Origin of the sequence: Janthinobacterium aestuarii (genome assembly GCF_046113285.1) — a bacterium.
Classification (GTDB): Bacteria; Pseudomonadota; Gammaproteobacteria; order Burkholderiales; family Burkholderiaceae_D; genus Janthinobacterium.
Genome location: NZ_CP142524.1, coordinates 4,717,268 through 4,732,543 on the forward strand (window position 1 = coordinate 4,717,268; position 15,276 = coordinate 4,732,543).

Here is a 15,276-nt window from a genome sequence, read left to right on the forward strand (position 1 = left end):
GACATGACCGCTTTTGACGCCACCTCCAAGCGGCTGCAAAACATCCGCACGCGCATGCCAGGCTTCCCCATGGAACTGATGCGCCTGTTGCGCATGACGTACCACATCCAAAAAGGCATGAAGGACTTGACCAATGCCGCGCTGAAAAAGCACGACTTGGTCGATGCCAGCTACATGGTGCTGGCCGTGCTGTACGGCACGGACGACGAAACCTCGAACGCCTGCACCCTGGGCATGGCGTGCCATGAAAAGCCGGCCAACCTGACGCGCGTGTGCAACGACCTGGAAACGCGTGGCCTGATCCACCGCGGCACGCGCCCCGGCGACCGCCGCTCCGTGATGATCTCGCTGACCGACAAGGGCCGCGCGCTGATCGAAACGGCGCTGCCCGACGTCTATCAGGAAACGTCGGCCCTGTACGAAGGGTTCACGGAAGAAGAGCTGCAAGTGCTCGACAAGCTGTACATGCGGCAGCTGCGCAACCTGAACAATCTCAACAACCAGAACTGATAGCCTATCGATGACGCCAGCCACAGCAACAAAACCCCTATATGGCCCCCTGAGCCGGGCGGCCCACTGGCTGGCGCTGGCGCTGCAGGACTGGCGCGCGACGGAAGGCGAACGCTGGATCTACGTCGGCAAGAACCTCATCGCATCGTTCTGCGCCCTGTGGCTGGCCTACCGCCTGGGCCTCGACTCGCCGAGCACGGCGATGACCACCACCATCATCCTGGCCCTGCCCAGCAGCGGCATGGTGCTGGAAAAAAGCTTTTACCGCCTGTGCGGCACCCTGCTCGGATGCACGGCCGCGCTGACCCTGATCGGCCTGTTCCCGCAGCAGCCCGTGCTGCTGTTCGCCGGCCTGGCCCTGTGGGTGGGCCTGTGCACGAGCGGCTCGGCGCTGCACCGCAACGCGCAATCGTATGTGTACGTGCTGGCCGGCTACACGGCCTGCATGATCGTGCTGCCCGCCATCGAGCAGCCGATGCAGGTGTTCACGCTGGCCGTCACGCGCGTGGCCGAAGTCGGCCTGGGCATCATCTGCTCGGCGGCGGTCTCCAGCGTGCTGCTGCCGCGCCACCAGGGCACGCAGGTGATGCGCACGGTGCAGGCCCGCTACGGCAAATTCCTCGCCTTCTGCCATGACGTGCTGCAGCAAAAGCTCACGCCGGCGCAGGTGGAACTGACGCATCTGCAGTTCGCCGCCGACGTGGCGGCGCTGGAACTGGGCCGCTCGGCCGCGCTGTTCGAAGTGACCAGCAAAGTGAGCCACGTGCGCGCACAGAACCGCAAGCTGCATGCCTTCAACGCCACCTTCATGACGGCGCTGACCACCTTCTATACCTTCCACCGCCTGTTCGACCGCCTGCAGCGCGATGGCGAAAACCAGGTCATGCAGGCGTGCGCGCCCCTGTACGCCATCGTCGCCGAGGCGCTGCAAACGACGCCGTCGCAAGACTCGCTCGACACCATGCAGCGGCATTTGCAGACGGCGCTGGCGCAGGCGCGCGCGGACATCGACGGCGCGGCCATCGTGCATGCGCAGCGCATCGACTTCGACACCGTCTGCGAGCTGCTCGAGCGCTTCGCGCGCGACATGAGCCGGTTTCACGAAGTGTATTTCAGCCTCGTGCACGACACGCCGCTCGACGTGAGCACGCCGCAGGCATATGCGCCGAAGACGCCGCCCGCGCTGGTGCTCGCCAGCGGCGCGCGCGCCGGCATCAGCCTGGCCCTGCTGGCGCTGGGCGCCTACTTCCTCGCCTGGCCCTACGCCAGCACGGCGATGCTGATGGCGGCCGTGTTCTGCGCGCTGGCCTCGTCCTCGCCGCGCCCCATCATGATGATCCGGCAAGTGCTGACGGGTTTTTTGATCGCCATGCCCCTGTCGCTCGTCTGCGTGTACTTCGTGCTGGTGCACGGCGACGGCTTCCCCATGCTGGTACTCAGTTTTGCGCCCTTCCTCGCCGTCGGCCTGTACCTGATGACGAATCCGGCCAAGCTGGGCGTGGGCCTGGGCGTGTCGACTTTCATCACGCAGATGGCGCCGACGAATCTGATGCACGTCGACGGCGCGGCCTTTTTGAACACGGGCATGGCGCTGATCGTCGGCCTGATGCTGGCCGCCCTCGTGTTTGCCGTGCTGCTGCCCGAGCACACGATGGGGCACAAGGACCACATCGGCCCGGCCCTGTGGCGCGAAGCGCTGCAGGCGTGCACGGCGCCGGCGCGACGAGTCAAGCACCGCTTCGACAACCGCGTGCGCGACCTGCTCAGCCAGCTCAATGCGGCGGCCGGGCCGGCGCCGGGCGAGGCCACGCGCGCCGTCGTGCGCCAGGCCCTGACCCTGCTGGAAATCGGCCATTCCGTGATCGAATTGCGCGAACTGATCGCGACCGCCCGCCCGGGCGCCACGCGCCATGCGCTGCAGCAGTGCGTGGACGGCATCGCCGCCTGGCTGCGCACGCGCGGCGATGCGCAACTGCAGGCGGCGCTGGCCGCCACCCTGCAGGCGGGCGCCGTGGTACGCGCGGCGCAAACGCAAGCCGATGCGACAGCCGAACGCAGCGCACGCCTGCAGACGGCTTTGGCCGACCTGCATTCGATCTACACCTCATTACTCGACCACATGGCGCCTGGCGCCGGAGACCACCATGCCGCGTGAATTCGCCCTGTTCGGAATTCTGATTCCTACCCTGCTGCCCCTGTTCATCCTCAGCATCGGCCTGCAAACCCTGCTCGACCGCGTGCTGGGCTGGCTGGGCGTGTACCGCATGGTGTGGCACCCGTCGCTGGCGCGGCTGTGCATCTTCATCGCCATCTTCGGCGCGCTCGCTCTATCGCTTTACAAATAAAAAAAACTGTTCAACCCCATCAAGGAAAGGCTGCCGACATGGTAAGCAAACTGACACGCTATGCAATCACCCTGCTGCTCTTGGCAGCAGCCCTGTGGATAGGCAAGACCGTCTGGGACCGCTACATGGAGTCGCCGTGGACGCGCGACGGCCGCATCAAGGCCGACATCGTCAACATCAGCGCCGACGTGGCCGGCACCGTCACGGACGTGCTGGTGCGCGACAACCAGGTGGTGCAAAAAGGCGACGTGCTGTTCGTCGTCGACAAGGAACGCTACACCAGCGCGCTGGCCCAGGCCGACGCCGTGCTGGCCGCGCAAAAAACGGAAATGGGCCGCCGCGGCAAGGAAGCGCAGCGCCGCGCAGGCCTCGACGCCAGCATCATCTCGACGGAAAGCCGCGAAAGCGCCGCCTACGCCGCCAGCTCGGCCTCGTCGCAAGTGCAGGCCGCCGTCGCCGCGCGCGCGCTGGCCCAACTGAACCTGGAACGCACCACCGTGCGCGCCCCCGTCAGCGGCTACGTGACGAACCTGAACGTGCACAAGGGCGATTTCGCCGCCGTCGGCGCGCCCAAGCTGGCCGTCATCGACAGCGCCTCGTACTACGTCGTCGGCTACTTCGAAGAGACCAAGCTGGGCATGCTGGCGCAGGACGACAAGGCGGAAATGAATCTGATGAGCGGCGGCACCCTGCACGGCCACATCGAGAGCATCGCGCGCGGCATTACCGACCGCGACGCCGCCACGGGCCGCGAACTGCTGGCCGACGTCAATCCCACCTTCAACTGGGTGCGCCTGGCGCAGCGCGTGCCCGTGCGCATCCACATAGATGAACAAGACAGGAATCAGGTCCTGGTAGCCGGCACCACCTGCACCGTGGTGATCACGCCCCATTCGGCACCGGCGCCGAAACCGGCGGCGGCGCACCCCGCATGATGCGCGGCGGCGCCGGGCGCCTGGCGGAAATCGCCCTGTTCCTCGACGCTGCGGTGCTGGGCAGCTTTTCCGCCGCCGGCCGCAAGCACGGCCTGTCGCCGGCCGCCGCCAGCGCCGCCATCGCGCGCCTGGAAACGGCGCTGGGCGCCACCCTGTTCGAGCGCACCACACGCCAGCTGCGCCTGACGGAAGAAGGTTTGCACTACCGCCAGTACAGCGAACAGGCGCTGGACTTGCTGGCGCAGGCCGAAGACGGCTTGCACGCGGGCGGCGGCGCCGTGCGCGGCATGGTGCGGATCTCCGCGCCGTCCGACATCGGCCGCCAGCTGCTGCTGCCCATGCTCGACCGCTTTGCCGCGCTGCACCCGCAGCTGCGCCATGCGCTGACCCTGACGGACATGACGGCCAATCTGGTGCAGGACGATATCGACCTGGCCATCCGCTACGGCGAGCTGCCCGACAGCGACATGGTGGCGCGCCTGCTGCACCCGGGGCGGCGCGTCGTGTGCGTGGCGCCCGCGCTGGCCGCCAAGGTGGGCGTGCCGGCCGCGCCGCGCGACCTGGCACAGCTGCCGACGCTCGTGCTCACGGCGGGCGACGGCGCGCCGCAGGAATGGCGCTACCGCGAAAACGGCAAGCGCCACAGCCTGCGCCTGGCGGGGGACTGGCACAGCAACGACGGCGAAATCATCCGCCGCTGGGCCGTGGCCGGCCATGGCTACGCCTACAAATCGCTGCTCGACATCGGCGACGACCTGCGCGCGGGGCGCTTGCAGACGGTGCTCGACAATTATTTTGCCGACAGCGTCCCCCTGAACCTGCTGTACCGGCGCAGCCGCTTCCAGCCGCCGCGCGTCGCCCTGCTGGCCGACTTCCTCGTGCAGCAGTTCGCCGCGCTGCAAGCCTGACGGCCGCCCTTACTGCGGCAGCACGCCCAGCTGGCGCAGCAGGGTCAGGTTGTCTTCCAGGTGCCAGTTATCGCTGATGCGCCCCTGCGCATCGACACGGTACAGATCAAACGCATGGAAATCGATGGCCTGGCCCTGCCCCTGCAAGGGTCCCTGCGGCGTGGGGAAGACACCCGTGAAGCGGCCCGTGAAATGCAGGCGCAAAGTCACCCGGTCGCCCGCCACCAGCATCTCCTCGATGGCCACCTTCAAGTCCGGCACGGCCGCGTGAAACACCTGCGACGCCTGCAGCGGGCCGGCCAATCCCTGCGGGCGGCCGGCAGGCAAGGTGCGGTCCGTAAAATCGTCGGCCAGCGCCAGGCGCGCCAGGGCCGGGTCGCCGCTTTCCCAGAACGCGGCATAGCGGCGCGCGGCCAGCGCCACCGCGGCGTCGGCTTTCGCGCCGGACAAGTGGGCGGGCAGGGGCAGATTGGTGGCGGCATGGGCCGGCGCGGCGGCCAGCAGGGACAGGGCCAGGATGGCGGGAGCAAAAGTGGACATGGTGGTTCCAAATGAGTTGATCGGCGTGCATATGGCACACCGCCATTCTGGACTCGCTTGCCCTGCTTGATAATTGGCCCCGCACTTGAAGCAATTGCTTGCAAGGGTTGAAAATAAGTTGAAAATGCGTTGAAAATCAGCGCCCGCCCGCCACGTCGAGGATGCTGCCCGTCACATACGTCGCCCCTGGCCCCAGCAGGTACAGGATGGCGTCGGCGATTTCTTCCGGCTGGCCGCCGCGCTGCATGGGCACGCCCGATGCCAGGCGCGCCACCCTGCCCGGTTCGCCGCCCGAAGCGTGGATGTCCGTGTAGATGATGCCGGGCCGCACGCCGTTGACGCGGATGCCTTCGGCCGCCACTTCCTTCGCCAGGCCCAGGGTCAGGGTATCGACGGCGCCTTTCGAGGCCGCGTAGTCGATGTATTCGTCCGGAGAACCGATGCGCGCCGCCACCGACGAGACATTCACGATGCGTCCGCCCTGCCCGCCGCTCGCCGTCGACATGCGCCGCACGGCCTGCTGGCAGCACAGGAAATAACTGATCACGTTGGTGCGCAGCACGCGTTCGAGGCGCTGGGCGGACATGTCGATCAGCCGGCATTTCCGCTCCAGCACGCCCACGTTGTTGACCAGCGCCGTGAGCGTGCCCAGGCGCGCATCGACTTCATCGAACAGGCGCGCCACGTCCGCTTCCTCGCTGACGTCGGCCTGCACGGCGATGGCCTCGCCGCCCGCCGCCGCGATGCGCGCGCACAGTTCCCCGGCCGCCTGCGCATCGCGCACATAGTTGATGCAGACGGCATAGCCCTGGCGCGCCGCCAGCAGCGCCGTCGCCGCACCGATGCCGCGGCTGCTGCCCGTAATCACGATCACTTCCTTCATCGTCCCTCCTGAATAGTTGTGGCTGCTTGTGGCTGCATCATACGCGGCCGAAAAAAAACCCGCGCGCGGCGGGTTTTTCGTACTGACACATTCAATTTCGGAAATGCGTCATGGCATAAGTCAGGTGCTGCCACCAGTGTTCGCGCGACTGCACGGACGCCAGGCATTTCGCATCGACCTCGTTCTTGAACGCGGGGTCCACGCAAGCCTTGCTGGCCAGCGCATTGCGCTGGTTTTCCACGTTGACGATGGCAATCGACAACCACGCCACGAGGGCGAGGGCCAGTACGCACAGGGTCCAGGGCAGCTGTTTCATGGTGTTCTCCGGTGTTACTTCTTCGCTGGCGCGGGAGCGCGCTCTTTCAGGACGCGCGCCACCAGTTCATCCATCACGCGCAGGGTCGCGGCCTGGGTTTGCGGCTCGGACTGGCCAGGACGCGACAACTGCGCCGGCGACGTCACGAAGCGGCCGTCGATGACGATGGTCGGCGCGCTGTCGATCTTGCTGGCCGCGATCAGTTGCTCGTTGCGTTTCAGCTTGGTCTGCACGCCGAAGGAATTGAACATGTCCAGGTATTTCGCCTTGTCGATGCCGTTCTTGACCAGCAGGTCGAGGATGGCGTCATCGCGGTTCAGGCGGTTGCGCTCGACGTGGATGGCGCGGAAGATCTTGTCGTGGAACTGGTCCAGCTGGCCCATCGCTTCCAGGGTGGCATAGGCGTGCGCCTGCGGATCCTTCGGACCCGAGAAGGCCAGGTGGATGCGGCGGAAGGCGATCTTGTCGCCCTGCTTCTTGACCCAGTCGTGCATCAGCGGATCGAGCGCGTAGCAATGCGGGCACGAGTACATGAAGTACTCGACCACTTCCACCTTCTTGCCCGTGTCCGTGCGCACTGGCGTCGGGAGCGTGGTAAAGCCGGTATCGGCCGCCATGGCGCCGCCGGTGGCCGCCACCAGGGTGACGGCGGCAAGCAGGGGACGCAAGAAACGCAGAAAACGCATAATAATCCTTCATCATAAGTGGTCGTGAACGGGGCGAGATTACCACTTTTTGCGCCGGGCGATGAACCCCGGGCGGAAAAAAGGCGCTTTTGCGCGCTCCGTTTGCGCCCGATTAAGCCGCTCTTAAGCGCCGCCGTGCCGCTGCCTCAGAAATGGTAGCGCGCGGCCACGCGCAACTGGCGCGCATCATTGAGGTAAATGCTGGAGCGGCAGCCCGGCGCATCGCCGTAATGGCGGCGGTTGGCCAGGTTGCTGCCGGCCAGCTCCAGCTCCCACGCGCCCAGCTTGCGCACGTAACGCCCGTCCACGGTGGCAAACGCAGGCACTTGCGCCAGGCAGCTGCCGGCGAAATCGGGGCCGTAGCGCAGGGCGCGCAGCCATTGCACGCCCACGTCGGCACTGGCGCCGCCCTGCCCCGTCCAGTACAGGCGCAGACTGGCCAGGGTTTTCGGCACGAGCGCGATGTCCGGGCCGTCATAGGCGTAATCGTCATAGCGCGCATGCACCTGGCGCAGCTGAGCGTCGAGGCGCCAGTCGCGCGCCAGCGCCATGCCGGCCTCGATGGCGATGCCTGCGCGGCGCGAGGGGTCGAGGTTGCCCGCAAAGCCCAGCTGGCCCAGGTTCTGGTCGAAGACGATCTGGTTGCTCAGGCGCTCGCTGAACACGCGCACGGAAGCGCTGCGCGCCGCGTCGCCGAAGGTGGCACCCACTTCCATTTCGCGCCGCAACTGCCCCGCCAGGGGACGGTAGCCGGCGCGGGTATAGCCATCGTCATCGATGCGGTAGCTGCGCGCGGCCCTGGCGTACACGCTCAGCTGCGGGCGCAGCTGCAGGCTGCCCTGCAAGTCCCACGCATTCTGGTTTTCCCAGTCGCTGCCGCTGGCGGGCATGTCGGCCGGGTCGAGCTGGAACTGTTCATGCCGCAGTCCCAGCAGCAGGCGCGGCGCATACAGGCCGCCGAAGGCCAGCTCTTCGCGCAGCAACAGCGCGCGCGAGTACTGGCGCCGCTGCGCATCGCCCGCGCGGCCCGAGCGCCGCTGCCACTGCATCAGGTCCAGGCCCACTTCCGTGTCCGTGCCCACGCCAGCCACCTTGCCGTAATGGCGCAGGCGCGGCGCCAGCTGGCGGCGGCGGCTGCTGTACGTCGATTCGATGCTGCCGTCCTCGCCCGCATAGTGGGCCGTAGCGCGCTTTTCCCGCTGCGACAGTTCCACGCCCAGCTCGAAACTGCCCACATAGCGCTGCACGAAGGCGCTGGCGCGCCGCACCTCATAGCGGTACAGGTCTTCCGGGCGGGCCGTCAGCAAGGCCAGGAACGGTGCTTCGGGCGCGGGATAGCGGGTGTCCTGGTTCAGCTGGTCGGCGCTGAAGCCGAAGCGGCCCTGGCGCAGCTTCCATTCCGCGCCGCCGTTGAAGCCGCGCTGGTGAAACACGCTGCCATCGCGGTAATTGCCATTGCGCAGGCCATCGATGGCCACGTCGAGCGACATGCCGCCCTGGTCGCGCGACAGGGCGCCGCGCATGCTGTGCTGGCCGCCCTGCGCCAGTTCGGCGGACAAATCGCCGTGCGTGACGCCGGCCGCGCCACCATCCGCGCCGTCCTGTGCGCGCGCAGGCATGGTCAGGGTGCACAAGAGCAAGATGCGCGCGGCGATGGTCAGGGCGGAAGGGGCAGGCATCATGGCGGAAAGCTGGGTGCGCTACCTGGGCGCGAACGCACGGTAGTAGGAGGATGGCAAAAGCGAATCATTATACGCACGGCGCGCGGCGCCGCAACAGCGAGCTGGGCTGCCAGCACAATCCATTGCTTATTTGTAATTTTTACAGGTATATTAACGAGCACCCGGCGATCCTGGGCGCAGCCGACTGCATTTGAAAATCAACAAGTCACTGTGGGAGTCACGCATGGAAAGTCGTAGCACGCCGCGCCGCCGCATTGTCCCCCTCGAAGGCAAGCTCAAAGCCCTTGCCATCGCTGCCCTGCTGCTGGCCGGCCTGGCCCTGCAGGCCGAGCTGTTCGCCCAGCCGGACCAGGGCAAGCCGGCCAGCGCACCCATGCCGCCGGCGCCGTCGGCCGACGGCATCGCCCTCGCTTCGCCGCATGCGGCCGCCGTGGCCACGCCCAGCGCCAGCAACGCCTGGGGCGGCGCGCGCACGGGCGCGCAAGCGACCCTGTCGGACCGCGTGGTCGACTACCAGATCGAAGCGACGCTCGATCCCGTCAAGCACACGATAGACGGCCGGCAGAAACTGCGCTGGCGCAACCGCAGCGCGCAAGCCGTCAGCAGCGTGTACCTGCACCTGTACCTGAACGCGTTCGAGGGCGAGCATTCGACCTTCTTTACCGAGAAGCGCAAGCTCGATACGGGCTTTCGCTCGGGCGTCGGCACGCGCGACGGCGAGTGGGGCTACATGGAACTGCGCAGCGTGACGCAGAACGGGGCCACGGCGCCCTGGCATTTCGTCCAGCCCGACAACGGCCCGGCCACCGACCGCACCGTGGTGCGCGTCGACTTGCCGCAGGCCGTCGCGCCAGGCGCCGAGACGACGCTCGACATGCGCTTCTTCGACCAGCTGCCGCGCGTCATCGCGCGCACCGGCTATTTCGGCAGCTTCCACCTGGTGGGCCAGTGGTTCCCGAAGATCGCCGTGCTGGAACTGCCCGGCGAACGGGGCGCCACCGCGCCGCGCTGGAACGCGCATGAATTTCACCTCAATTCGGAGTTCTACGCCGACTTCGGCCGCTACGACGTGAAGCTGACCGTACCCAGGGAGTACACGGTGGGCGCCACCGGTGAATTGCAGGGCGCGCCGCAGGAGAAAAACGGCATGCTCACGCACCACTATGTGCAGGGCGACGTGCACGATTTCGCCTGGACGGCCGACAAGCGCAGCGCAGCGCCATTGACGGGCAGCTGGAGCGCCCCTGGCAGCCCGCCCGTGGCCATCAAGGTGCTGTACCCGCCCGAGTATGCGTCGAACGCGGCGCCCGCGCTGCAGGCGGCGAAAGACTCGCTCACGTATTTCTCGCGTACCCTGGGTCCGTATCCGTACAAGACCCTGACGGTGGTGATCCCGCCGTTCAATGCGGCCGAAGCAGGCGGCATGGAATACCCGACCTTCATCACGGCCTCGAGCTTCGCCAGCCTGCAGCCGAAGACCATCGCCGGATTCGGCCTCGACTTCGTCACCATCCACGAATTCGGCCATGGCTATTTCTACGGCATCCTGGCCTCGAACGAATTCGAGGAACCGATCCTCGACGAAGGCTTGAACGAGTACTGGGACCAGCGCATGCTGCGCGCGCGCGGCCAGGACATCCACGCCACCACGCCCCTGCTCAAGCGCCTGGGCTTCGCTCCCGCCTTCAAGGTCTTCGAGGCCGAACGCATGGCCGCGCCACGCCAGGATGCGGCCGACCCGCTGGGCCAGAATGCGTGGGACCGCCTGCAGGGCGTGGGGCCCGTCTACAGCCGCACGGCCACCACCCTGCGCGACCTGGAAGCGCGCATCGGCAGCGAGGCCATGGAACGGGGCTTCAAGGCCTATTACGAACAATGGAAATTCCGCCACCCCAGCGTGGCCGACCTGCGCGAAGCGCTGGCCGAGGCGACGGGCCAGCGGCGCATCGTGGAACAGGTCTTCGCGCAGCAAGTCCATGCCAGCGCGAATATCGACGACCGCATCGGCAGCTTCACCAGCGAAGAGCAGACGCCGCTGGCCGGCCTGGCGCTGGTGAACGGCAAGCGCGTGGAACGCACGCCCGAGGCGCTGGAAAAAGAAGAGGACAAGGTGCGCGCGGCATGGGACAAGGCGCACCCGGAAGCCAAGCCCGGCACGGGACCGTATCCCTATCTGACCAGCGTGGTGCTGCGCCGCCGCGGCGCGCCCGTGCCGCAGGTGCTGCTGGTGAAGTTCGCCGACGGCAGCTCCGAACGCGTGGTGTGGGACAACGGGCAACTGTGGCAGCGCTACACCTGGAGCAAGCCCGTGAAGGCCGTCTCGGCCGAACTCGATCCCGACCGCGTGCACTACCTCGACGTCAACAAGCTCGATGACAGCCGTACCCTGAAAGCCGACACGTCCGCCGCGCGGCGCTGGAGCCTCGACATCGCCGCCGCCTTCCAATACCTGCTTTCCCTGATCGCCATCGTATGAGCGCCACTTCCACGCCACGGGCCAGCGGCCTGACCCTGACCACGCGCGCCAGCCGCGCCGCCCTGCAATGGCGCTTGCTGCTGCTGTGGGCCGGCCTGCTGCTGATCCCGACCATCGTTGCCGTCATTCCCGTCTGGCGCACCTTGAGCGCCAGCCTCGACCAGGCCGTGCATGCGGCAGCGCTGGCGCAGCGGCTCGACCTGATGACGGTGGCCGACCTGGCCGCCAATGCCAGCCGCAACGGGGCCGCCATCAGCCAGGCCGCCATCGCCGCCATCGCCCTGACCCTGCTGCTGTCGCCGCTGCTGAGCAGCCTGGTGGTGACGGCCGCGCGCGCCCCTGCACCGCCCGGCTTCGGTGCCCTGCTGACGGGCGCCTTCAGCGAATACGGCCGCATGCTGCGCATGCTGTTGTGGAGCATCGTGCCGCTGGGCGTGGCGCTGGCGATCGGCGCCGGCGCGCTGAAACTGGCCGACAAGCATGCGGCGACAGCCATCCTGGAAGCCGACGCCGACCTGGCCCGTCACCTGGCCTTGCTGCTCATGGGCGTGCTGCTCCTGCTGGCCTGCGCCACGCTCGACGCGGGCCGCGCGGCGCTGGCCGTCGACCGGCGCCGCACGTCGGCCGTCAAGGCCTGGTGGCGGGGCCTGGCCATGCTGCGCCGGCGTCCGCTGGCCTGCCTGGCCATCTACCTCGTCATCACCGTGCTGGGACTGGCGCTGTATGCGCTGCTGGGCGTGGCCCGGCTGAACCTGGCCGGCCCCGGTCCGCTGGCCATCGCGGCCGGCTTGCTGGTCACGCAGCTGGCGGCGCTGGCGCTGGCGTGGATGCGCAGCGCGCGCCTGTTCGCGCTGATCGACGTCAGGCGTTCAATCGCCTAGTCAGGCCCCCAGGCGCCCTTCATCGGCGAGGAAGTCGATGAAGGTGCGCACCTTCGAGGACAGGTAGCGGCGGCTTGTATAGACGGCGTACACCTTGCCGCCCGCCAGCTGGTAGCCGTCGAAGAGGCGCACCAGCCGCCCCGCCGCCAGGTCGTCATCCGTTTGCCACGACGGCAGCAGGGCGATGCCCATGCCGTCGAGCGCGGCCGCGTGCAGCAGGCTTTCGTTATTGCATTGCAGCACGGGCGTAAACTTCACCGTCTCGCGTCCCTGCGGCCCGTCGAAGGCCAGCTCATTGCCGTTCGCCAACAAGGAATAGCTGATCATGGCGTGCTGGGCCAGGTCTTGCGGCAGCTGCGGCCGGCCCGCGCGCGCCAGGTAGGCGGGAGCGGCCACCAGGTGAAAGGCGATGCTGCCGATGGGCCGCGCGATCAGGGCCGGCGACGGCGCCTGGCTCACGCGCAGGGCCAGGTCGAAACCCTCTTCCACCAGGTTGACCACTCTTCCGCTCAAATCGATGTCGAACGTGACTTCCGGGAAGCGCTCGCGGTAAGCCACCAGGGTGCGCGTAAAGATGGCATTGGCGAACCAGACGGGGGCGCTCAGGCGCAGCATGCCGCGCGGCACCACCGTCGTGCGGCCGACCGTCGCTTCCACTTCGTCGAGGTTGTCGAGCATGTCGCGGCACTGTTCAAAATACACCTTGCCTATTTCCGTCAGGCTCAGGTGACGGCTGCTGCGGTTCAGCAAGCGCGCACCCAGGTGGCGTTCCAGGTGCATCACGTGCTTGCTGACCATGGCCGGCGACAGATCGAGGCGCTCGCTGGCCCGCACGAAACTGTCCAGTTCCACCACGGCGCGAAACACGCGCATGCTGCGCAAGGTATCCATGACTGTCCCATCATCAACAAAATGGAAATGATATATCAATAATTGCGATCTTGATCAACTGAGCGCGCATGACTATCATCGATAGCATCAGTCATTCCACTCCGGAGCCGCCATGCAAGAGCACACATTTCCCACCTATTTCCTGTCGCACGGCGGCGGCCCTTGGCCGTTCATGAAAGACCAGTTCGGCGGCCGCTACGACGTGCTGGAAGCGTCGCTGCAGGACATCCCGCGCCAGATCGGCGCGCGTCCGAAAGCCGTGCTGGTCGTGACGGCGCACTGGGAAGGGCCGCAGTTTCTCGTCTCGGGCAGCCCGCAGCCGGGCATGATCTACGATTATTCGGGCTTTCCGCCGCACACCTATCAAATCCAGTACCCGGCGCCGGGCGCGCCGGAGCTGGCGGCGCAGGTAAAACAGTTGCTCGATGCGGCTGGCCATCCGGCACGCCTGGACCACGAGCGCGGTTTCGACCACGGCACCTTCAGCGCCCTGTTCCCCATCTACCCGCAGGCGGACGTGCCGCTGGTGCAGCTGTCGCTCAAGCACGGCTACGACCCGCTCACGCACGTCGAGGTGGGCCGCGCGCTGGCCGGCCTGCGCCGGCAAGGCGTGCTGATCGTCGGCAGCGGCCTGAGTTACCATAACCTGCGCCAGTTCGGCCAGGCGGGCGCCGTCGCCTCGCACCAGTTCGACGCCTGGCTGCGCCAGACGATGGCCTTGCCGCCACAGCAGCGGCTGGAACAGTTGCTGGCCTGGGACCGGGCCCCGGGCGCGCGCCAGGCCCATCCGCAGGAAGACCATCTGCTGCCGCTGATGGTGGCGCTCGGCGCGGCCGAGCAGGAAGCGGCCCACGTCGTCTACCACGAAGAGGATTTCTTTGGGGCGCTGGCGGTGACCAGTTTCAGGTTCGGGGCGGCGAGCGGAAATGAGCAGCAAGCAGGGGTCTGACCCTCAACACCGCTAACGGCTGGTTCAGCGTCAACGTAACCGGGGGTCTGACCCCAGAATTTGCTTTGGGGTGAATTCGGAAGCCGGGGTCAGACGGGGACGCCGAGTCCCCCAACACCGCCAACGGCAGGTTCGACGCCTGCGTCACCGGGGGTCTGACCCCAGAATTTAAAAAAGCCGCTAGCTAGCGGCTTTTGTTTCATTACGTGCCGCGCTTGCCCCGCGCCGCATTCTTCGCCTTTTCAGCGGCAATTTCCGCCGCCTTCGCCGCTTTTTCCGCCATCTCGGCCGCGTGCTGGGCCATCAGGGCCGCGCGCGTGTCCGGCGTTTCCAGCGAGATGCGGCCCAGGATGCCGCTGCGGTAGTCGAGCAGCAGGGTATGCGAGGCTTTCTCGAAATCGTAGTCGCCGCCCTTGATGCGGAAGCCGCGCTTGGCGGCGATGCCCTCGACCACGCCGATGGCGTCGACTTCGCCGATCTTGGTGCCGTAGCGGGTTGCCAGCAAGTCGGGGTAGCGCTTGAGCAATTCCTCTGCCAGGAAGACGGCCACTTCCTCTTCGATCAGCGCGTTCGAGCCGATCGCGTGGCTGGCCGCCAGCATCAGGCCGTCGCTGGGGATGGCGATCTTCGGCCACAGCATGCCGGGCGTGTCGACGAGGATGGTGTTCTTGTCCAGGTACAGCTTTTGCTGCATTTTCGTCACGGCCGGCTCGTCGCCCACCTTGGCCACGCGTTTTTTCAGCAGCGCGTTCATCAGCGTCGACTTGCCCACGTTGGGGATGCCCATGATCATGATGCGCAGCGGCTTGGTCGGCACGCCGCGGTGCGGCGCCAGCGATTTCGCCAGGTCCGGGATGCGCGCCACGTCGCCCGGCTTCTTGGTCGTCATCGCATACGCGGTCACGCCTTCCTGGGCATTGAAATAGGCCACCCAGGCGGCGGTGGCGGCAGGGTCGGCCAGGTCGGTCTTGTTGAGGATTTTCAGGCAAGGGCGCTGGCGGAACAGGCGCAGCTCGTCCACCATGGGATTGCAGCTGGCTGCCGGCAGGCGCGCGTCCACCACTTCAATCACCAGATCGGTGTTTTCCATGGTTTCGGCCGCTTTCTTGCGGGCCGCGTTCATGTGTCCTGGGTACCATTGTATCGCCATGCTCTTGCTTTCAAAATCGTTCGGTCAATCCGCTATTTTACGTGGTTGCCGCCGCGACGTCCCATTTTCCGCCGCCAGCGCCAGCCGTGCGACGCGAACGAGACAATTGGTGATAATTTGGCAG

Annotated in this window: 15 protein-coding genes; 8 read left to right on the plus strand and 7 right to left on the minus strand. The window is 66.9% G+C overall.

Features of this window, described 5'->3' with window-relative positions; translation table 11 throughout:
- Window positions 1-3: 3 nt before the first annotated feature.
- The 5 genes from OX462_RS21115 to OX462_RS21135 are packed head-to-tail and all read left to right on the plus strand — an operon-like array spanning window position 4 to window position 4,698.
- The gene (locus tag OX462_RS21115) at window positions 4-510 is read left to right on the plus strand and encodes a MarR family winged helix-turn-helix transcriptional regulator (RefSeq protein WP_046682655.1); all 507 of its coding nucleotides are present in this window, start codon (window positions 4-6) and stop codon (window positions 508-510) included.
- Between the two features lie 10 nt (window positions 511-520).
- Window positions 521-2,665 (plus strand): FUSC family protein, encoded by a 2,145-nt coding sequence (locus OX462_RS21120; protein ID WP_409026986.1) that lies wholly within the window; start codon window positions 521-523, stop codon window positions 2,663-2,665.
- Complete coding sequence (locus OX462_RS21125; RefSeq protein ID WP_070224633.1) at window positions 2,655-2,855, plus strand: DUF1656 domain-containing protein; 201 nt, start codon at window positions 2,655-2,657, stop codon at window positions 2,853-2,855. Before OX462_RS21120 ends, OX462_RS21125 begins: the two co-directional genes overlap by 11 nt.
- Before the next feature lie 38 nt (window positions 2,856-2,893).
- Window positions 2,894-3,790 (plus strand): efflux RND transporter periplasmic adaptor subunit, encoded by an 897-nt coding sequence (locus OX462_RS21130; protein ID WP_230503914.1) that lies wholly within the window; start codon window positions 2,894-2,896, stop codon window positions 3,788-3,790.
- Window positions 3,787-4,698, plus strand: a complete 912-nt coding sequence (locus tag OX462_RS21135; RefSeq protein WP_409026987.1) for a LysR family transcriptional regulator — start codon at window positions 3,787-3,789, stop codon at window positions 4,696-4,698. The genes OX462_RS21130 and OX462_RS21135 overlap by 4 nt, the downstream gene beginning before the upstream one ends.
- A 9-nt stretch (window positions 4,699-4,707) precedes the next feature.
- Here the strand turns inward: OX462_RS21135 and OX462_RS21140 are convergent, their stop codons facing one another.
- The 5 genes from OX462_RS21140 to OX462_RS21160 all read right to left on the minus strand — a co-directional run bounded on the left by OX462_RS21140 (window position 4,708) and on the right by OX462_RS21160 (window position 8,805).
- Entirely contained in the window at window positions 4,708-5,238 is a 531-nt protein-coding gene (locus OX462_RS21140; protein WP_409026988.1) for an ester cyclase, read from the minus strand.
- 136 nt (window positions 5,239-5,374) lie between these two features.
- A complete protein-coding gene (locus tag OX462_RS21145; protein WP_409026989.1) occupies window positions 5,375-6,121 on the minus strand; it encodes an SDR family oxidoreductase in 747 nt (248 codons plus the stop codon).
- A 91-nt stretch (window positions 6,122-6,212) separates the two neighbouring features.
- Window positions 6,213-6,437, minus strand: coding sequence for a hypothetical protein (locus tag OX462_RS21150; RefSeq protein WP_121668743.1), 225 nt, complete (start codon window positions 6,435-6,437; stop codon window positions 6,213-6,215).
- Window positions 6,438-6,451: 14 nt separating this feature from the next.
- Complete coding sequence (locus OX462_RS21155; RefSeq protein ID WP_070219418.1) at window positions 6,452-7,123, minus strand: thiol:disulfide interchange protein DsbA/DsbL; 672 nt, start codon at window positions 7,121-7,123, stop codon at window positions 6,452-6,454.
- A 146-nt stretch (window positions 7,124-7,269) separates the two neighbouring features.
- Entirely contained in the window at window positions 7,270-8,805 is a 1,536-nt protein-coding gene (locus OX462_RS21160) for a TonB-dependent receptor domain-containing protein (protein WP_409026990.1), read from the minus strand.
- Window positions 8,806-9,028: 223 nt separating this feature from the next.
- Here OX462_RS21160 and OX462_RS21165 point away from each other — a divergent pair, with 223 nt between their 5' ends.
- Window positions 9,029-11,281 carry a M1 family metallopeptidase gene (locus tag OX462_RS21165; RefSeq protein WP_409026991.1) on the plus strand — a complete coding sequence of 751 codons (2,253 nt, stop codon included), beginning with the start codon at window positions 9,029-9,031 and terminating at the stop codon, window positions 11,279-11,281.
- Entirely contained in the window at window positions 11,278-12,162 is an 885-nt protein-coding gene (locus OX462_RS21170; protein WP_409026992.1) for a hypothetical protein, read from the plus strand. Before OX462_RS21165 ends, OX462_RS21170 begins: the two co-directional genes overlap by 4 nt.
- On the opposite strand, the gene OX462_RS21175 is transcribed toward OX462_RS21170, so the two are convergent.
- Complete coding sequence (locus OX462_RS21175; RefSeq protein WP_070219415.1) at window positions 12,163-13,053, minus strand: LysR family transcriptional regulator; 891 nt, start codon at window positions 13,051-13,053, stop codon at window positions 12,163-12,165.
- Window positions 13,054-13,165: 112 nt separating this feature from the next.
- Here OX462_RS21175 and OX462_RS21180 point away from each other — a divergent pair, with 112 nt between their 5' ends.
- Complete coding sequence (locus tag OX462_RS21180) at window positions 13,166-14,002, plus strand: DODA-type extradiol aromatic ring-opening family dioxygenase (protein WP_409026993.1); 837 nt, start codon at window positions 13,166-13,168, stop codon at window positions 14,000-14,002.
- A gap of 202 nt (window positions 14,003-14,204) precedes the next feature.
- On the opposite strand, the gene ylqF is transcribed toward OX462_RS21180, so the two are convergent.
- Window positions 14,205-15,152 carry a ribosome biogenesis GTPase YlqF gene (ylqF, locus tag OX462_RS21185; protein WP_071650173.1) on the minus strand — a complete coding sequence of 316 codons (948 nt, stop codon included), beginning with the start codon at window positions 15,150-15,152 and terminating at the stop codon, window positions 14,205-14,207.
- Window positions 15,153-15,276: the final 124 nt, after the last annotated feature.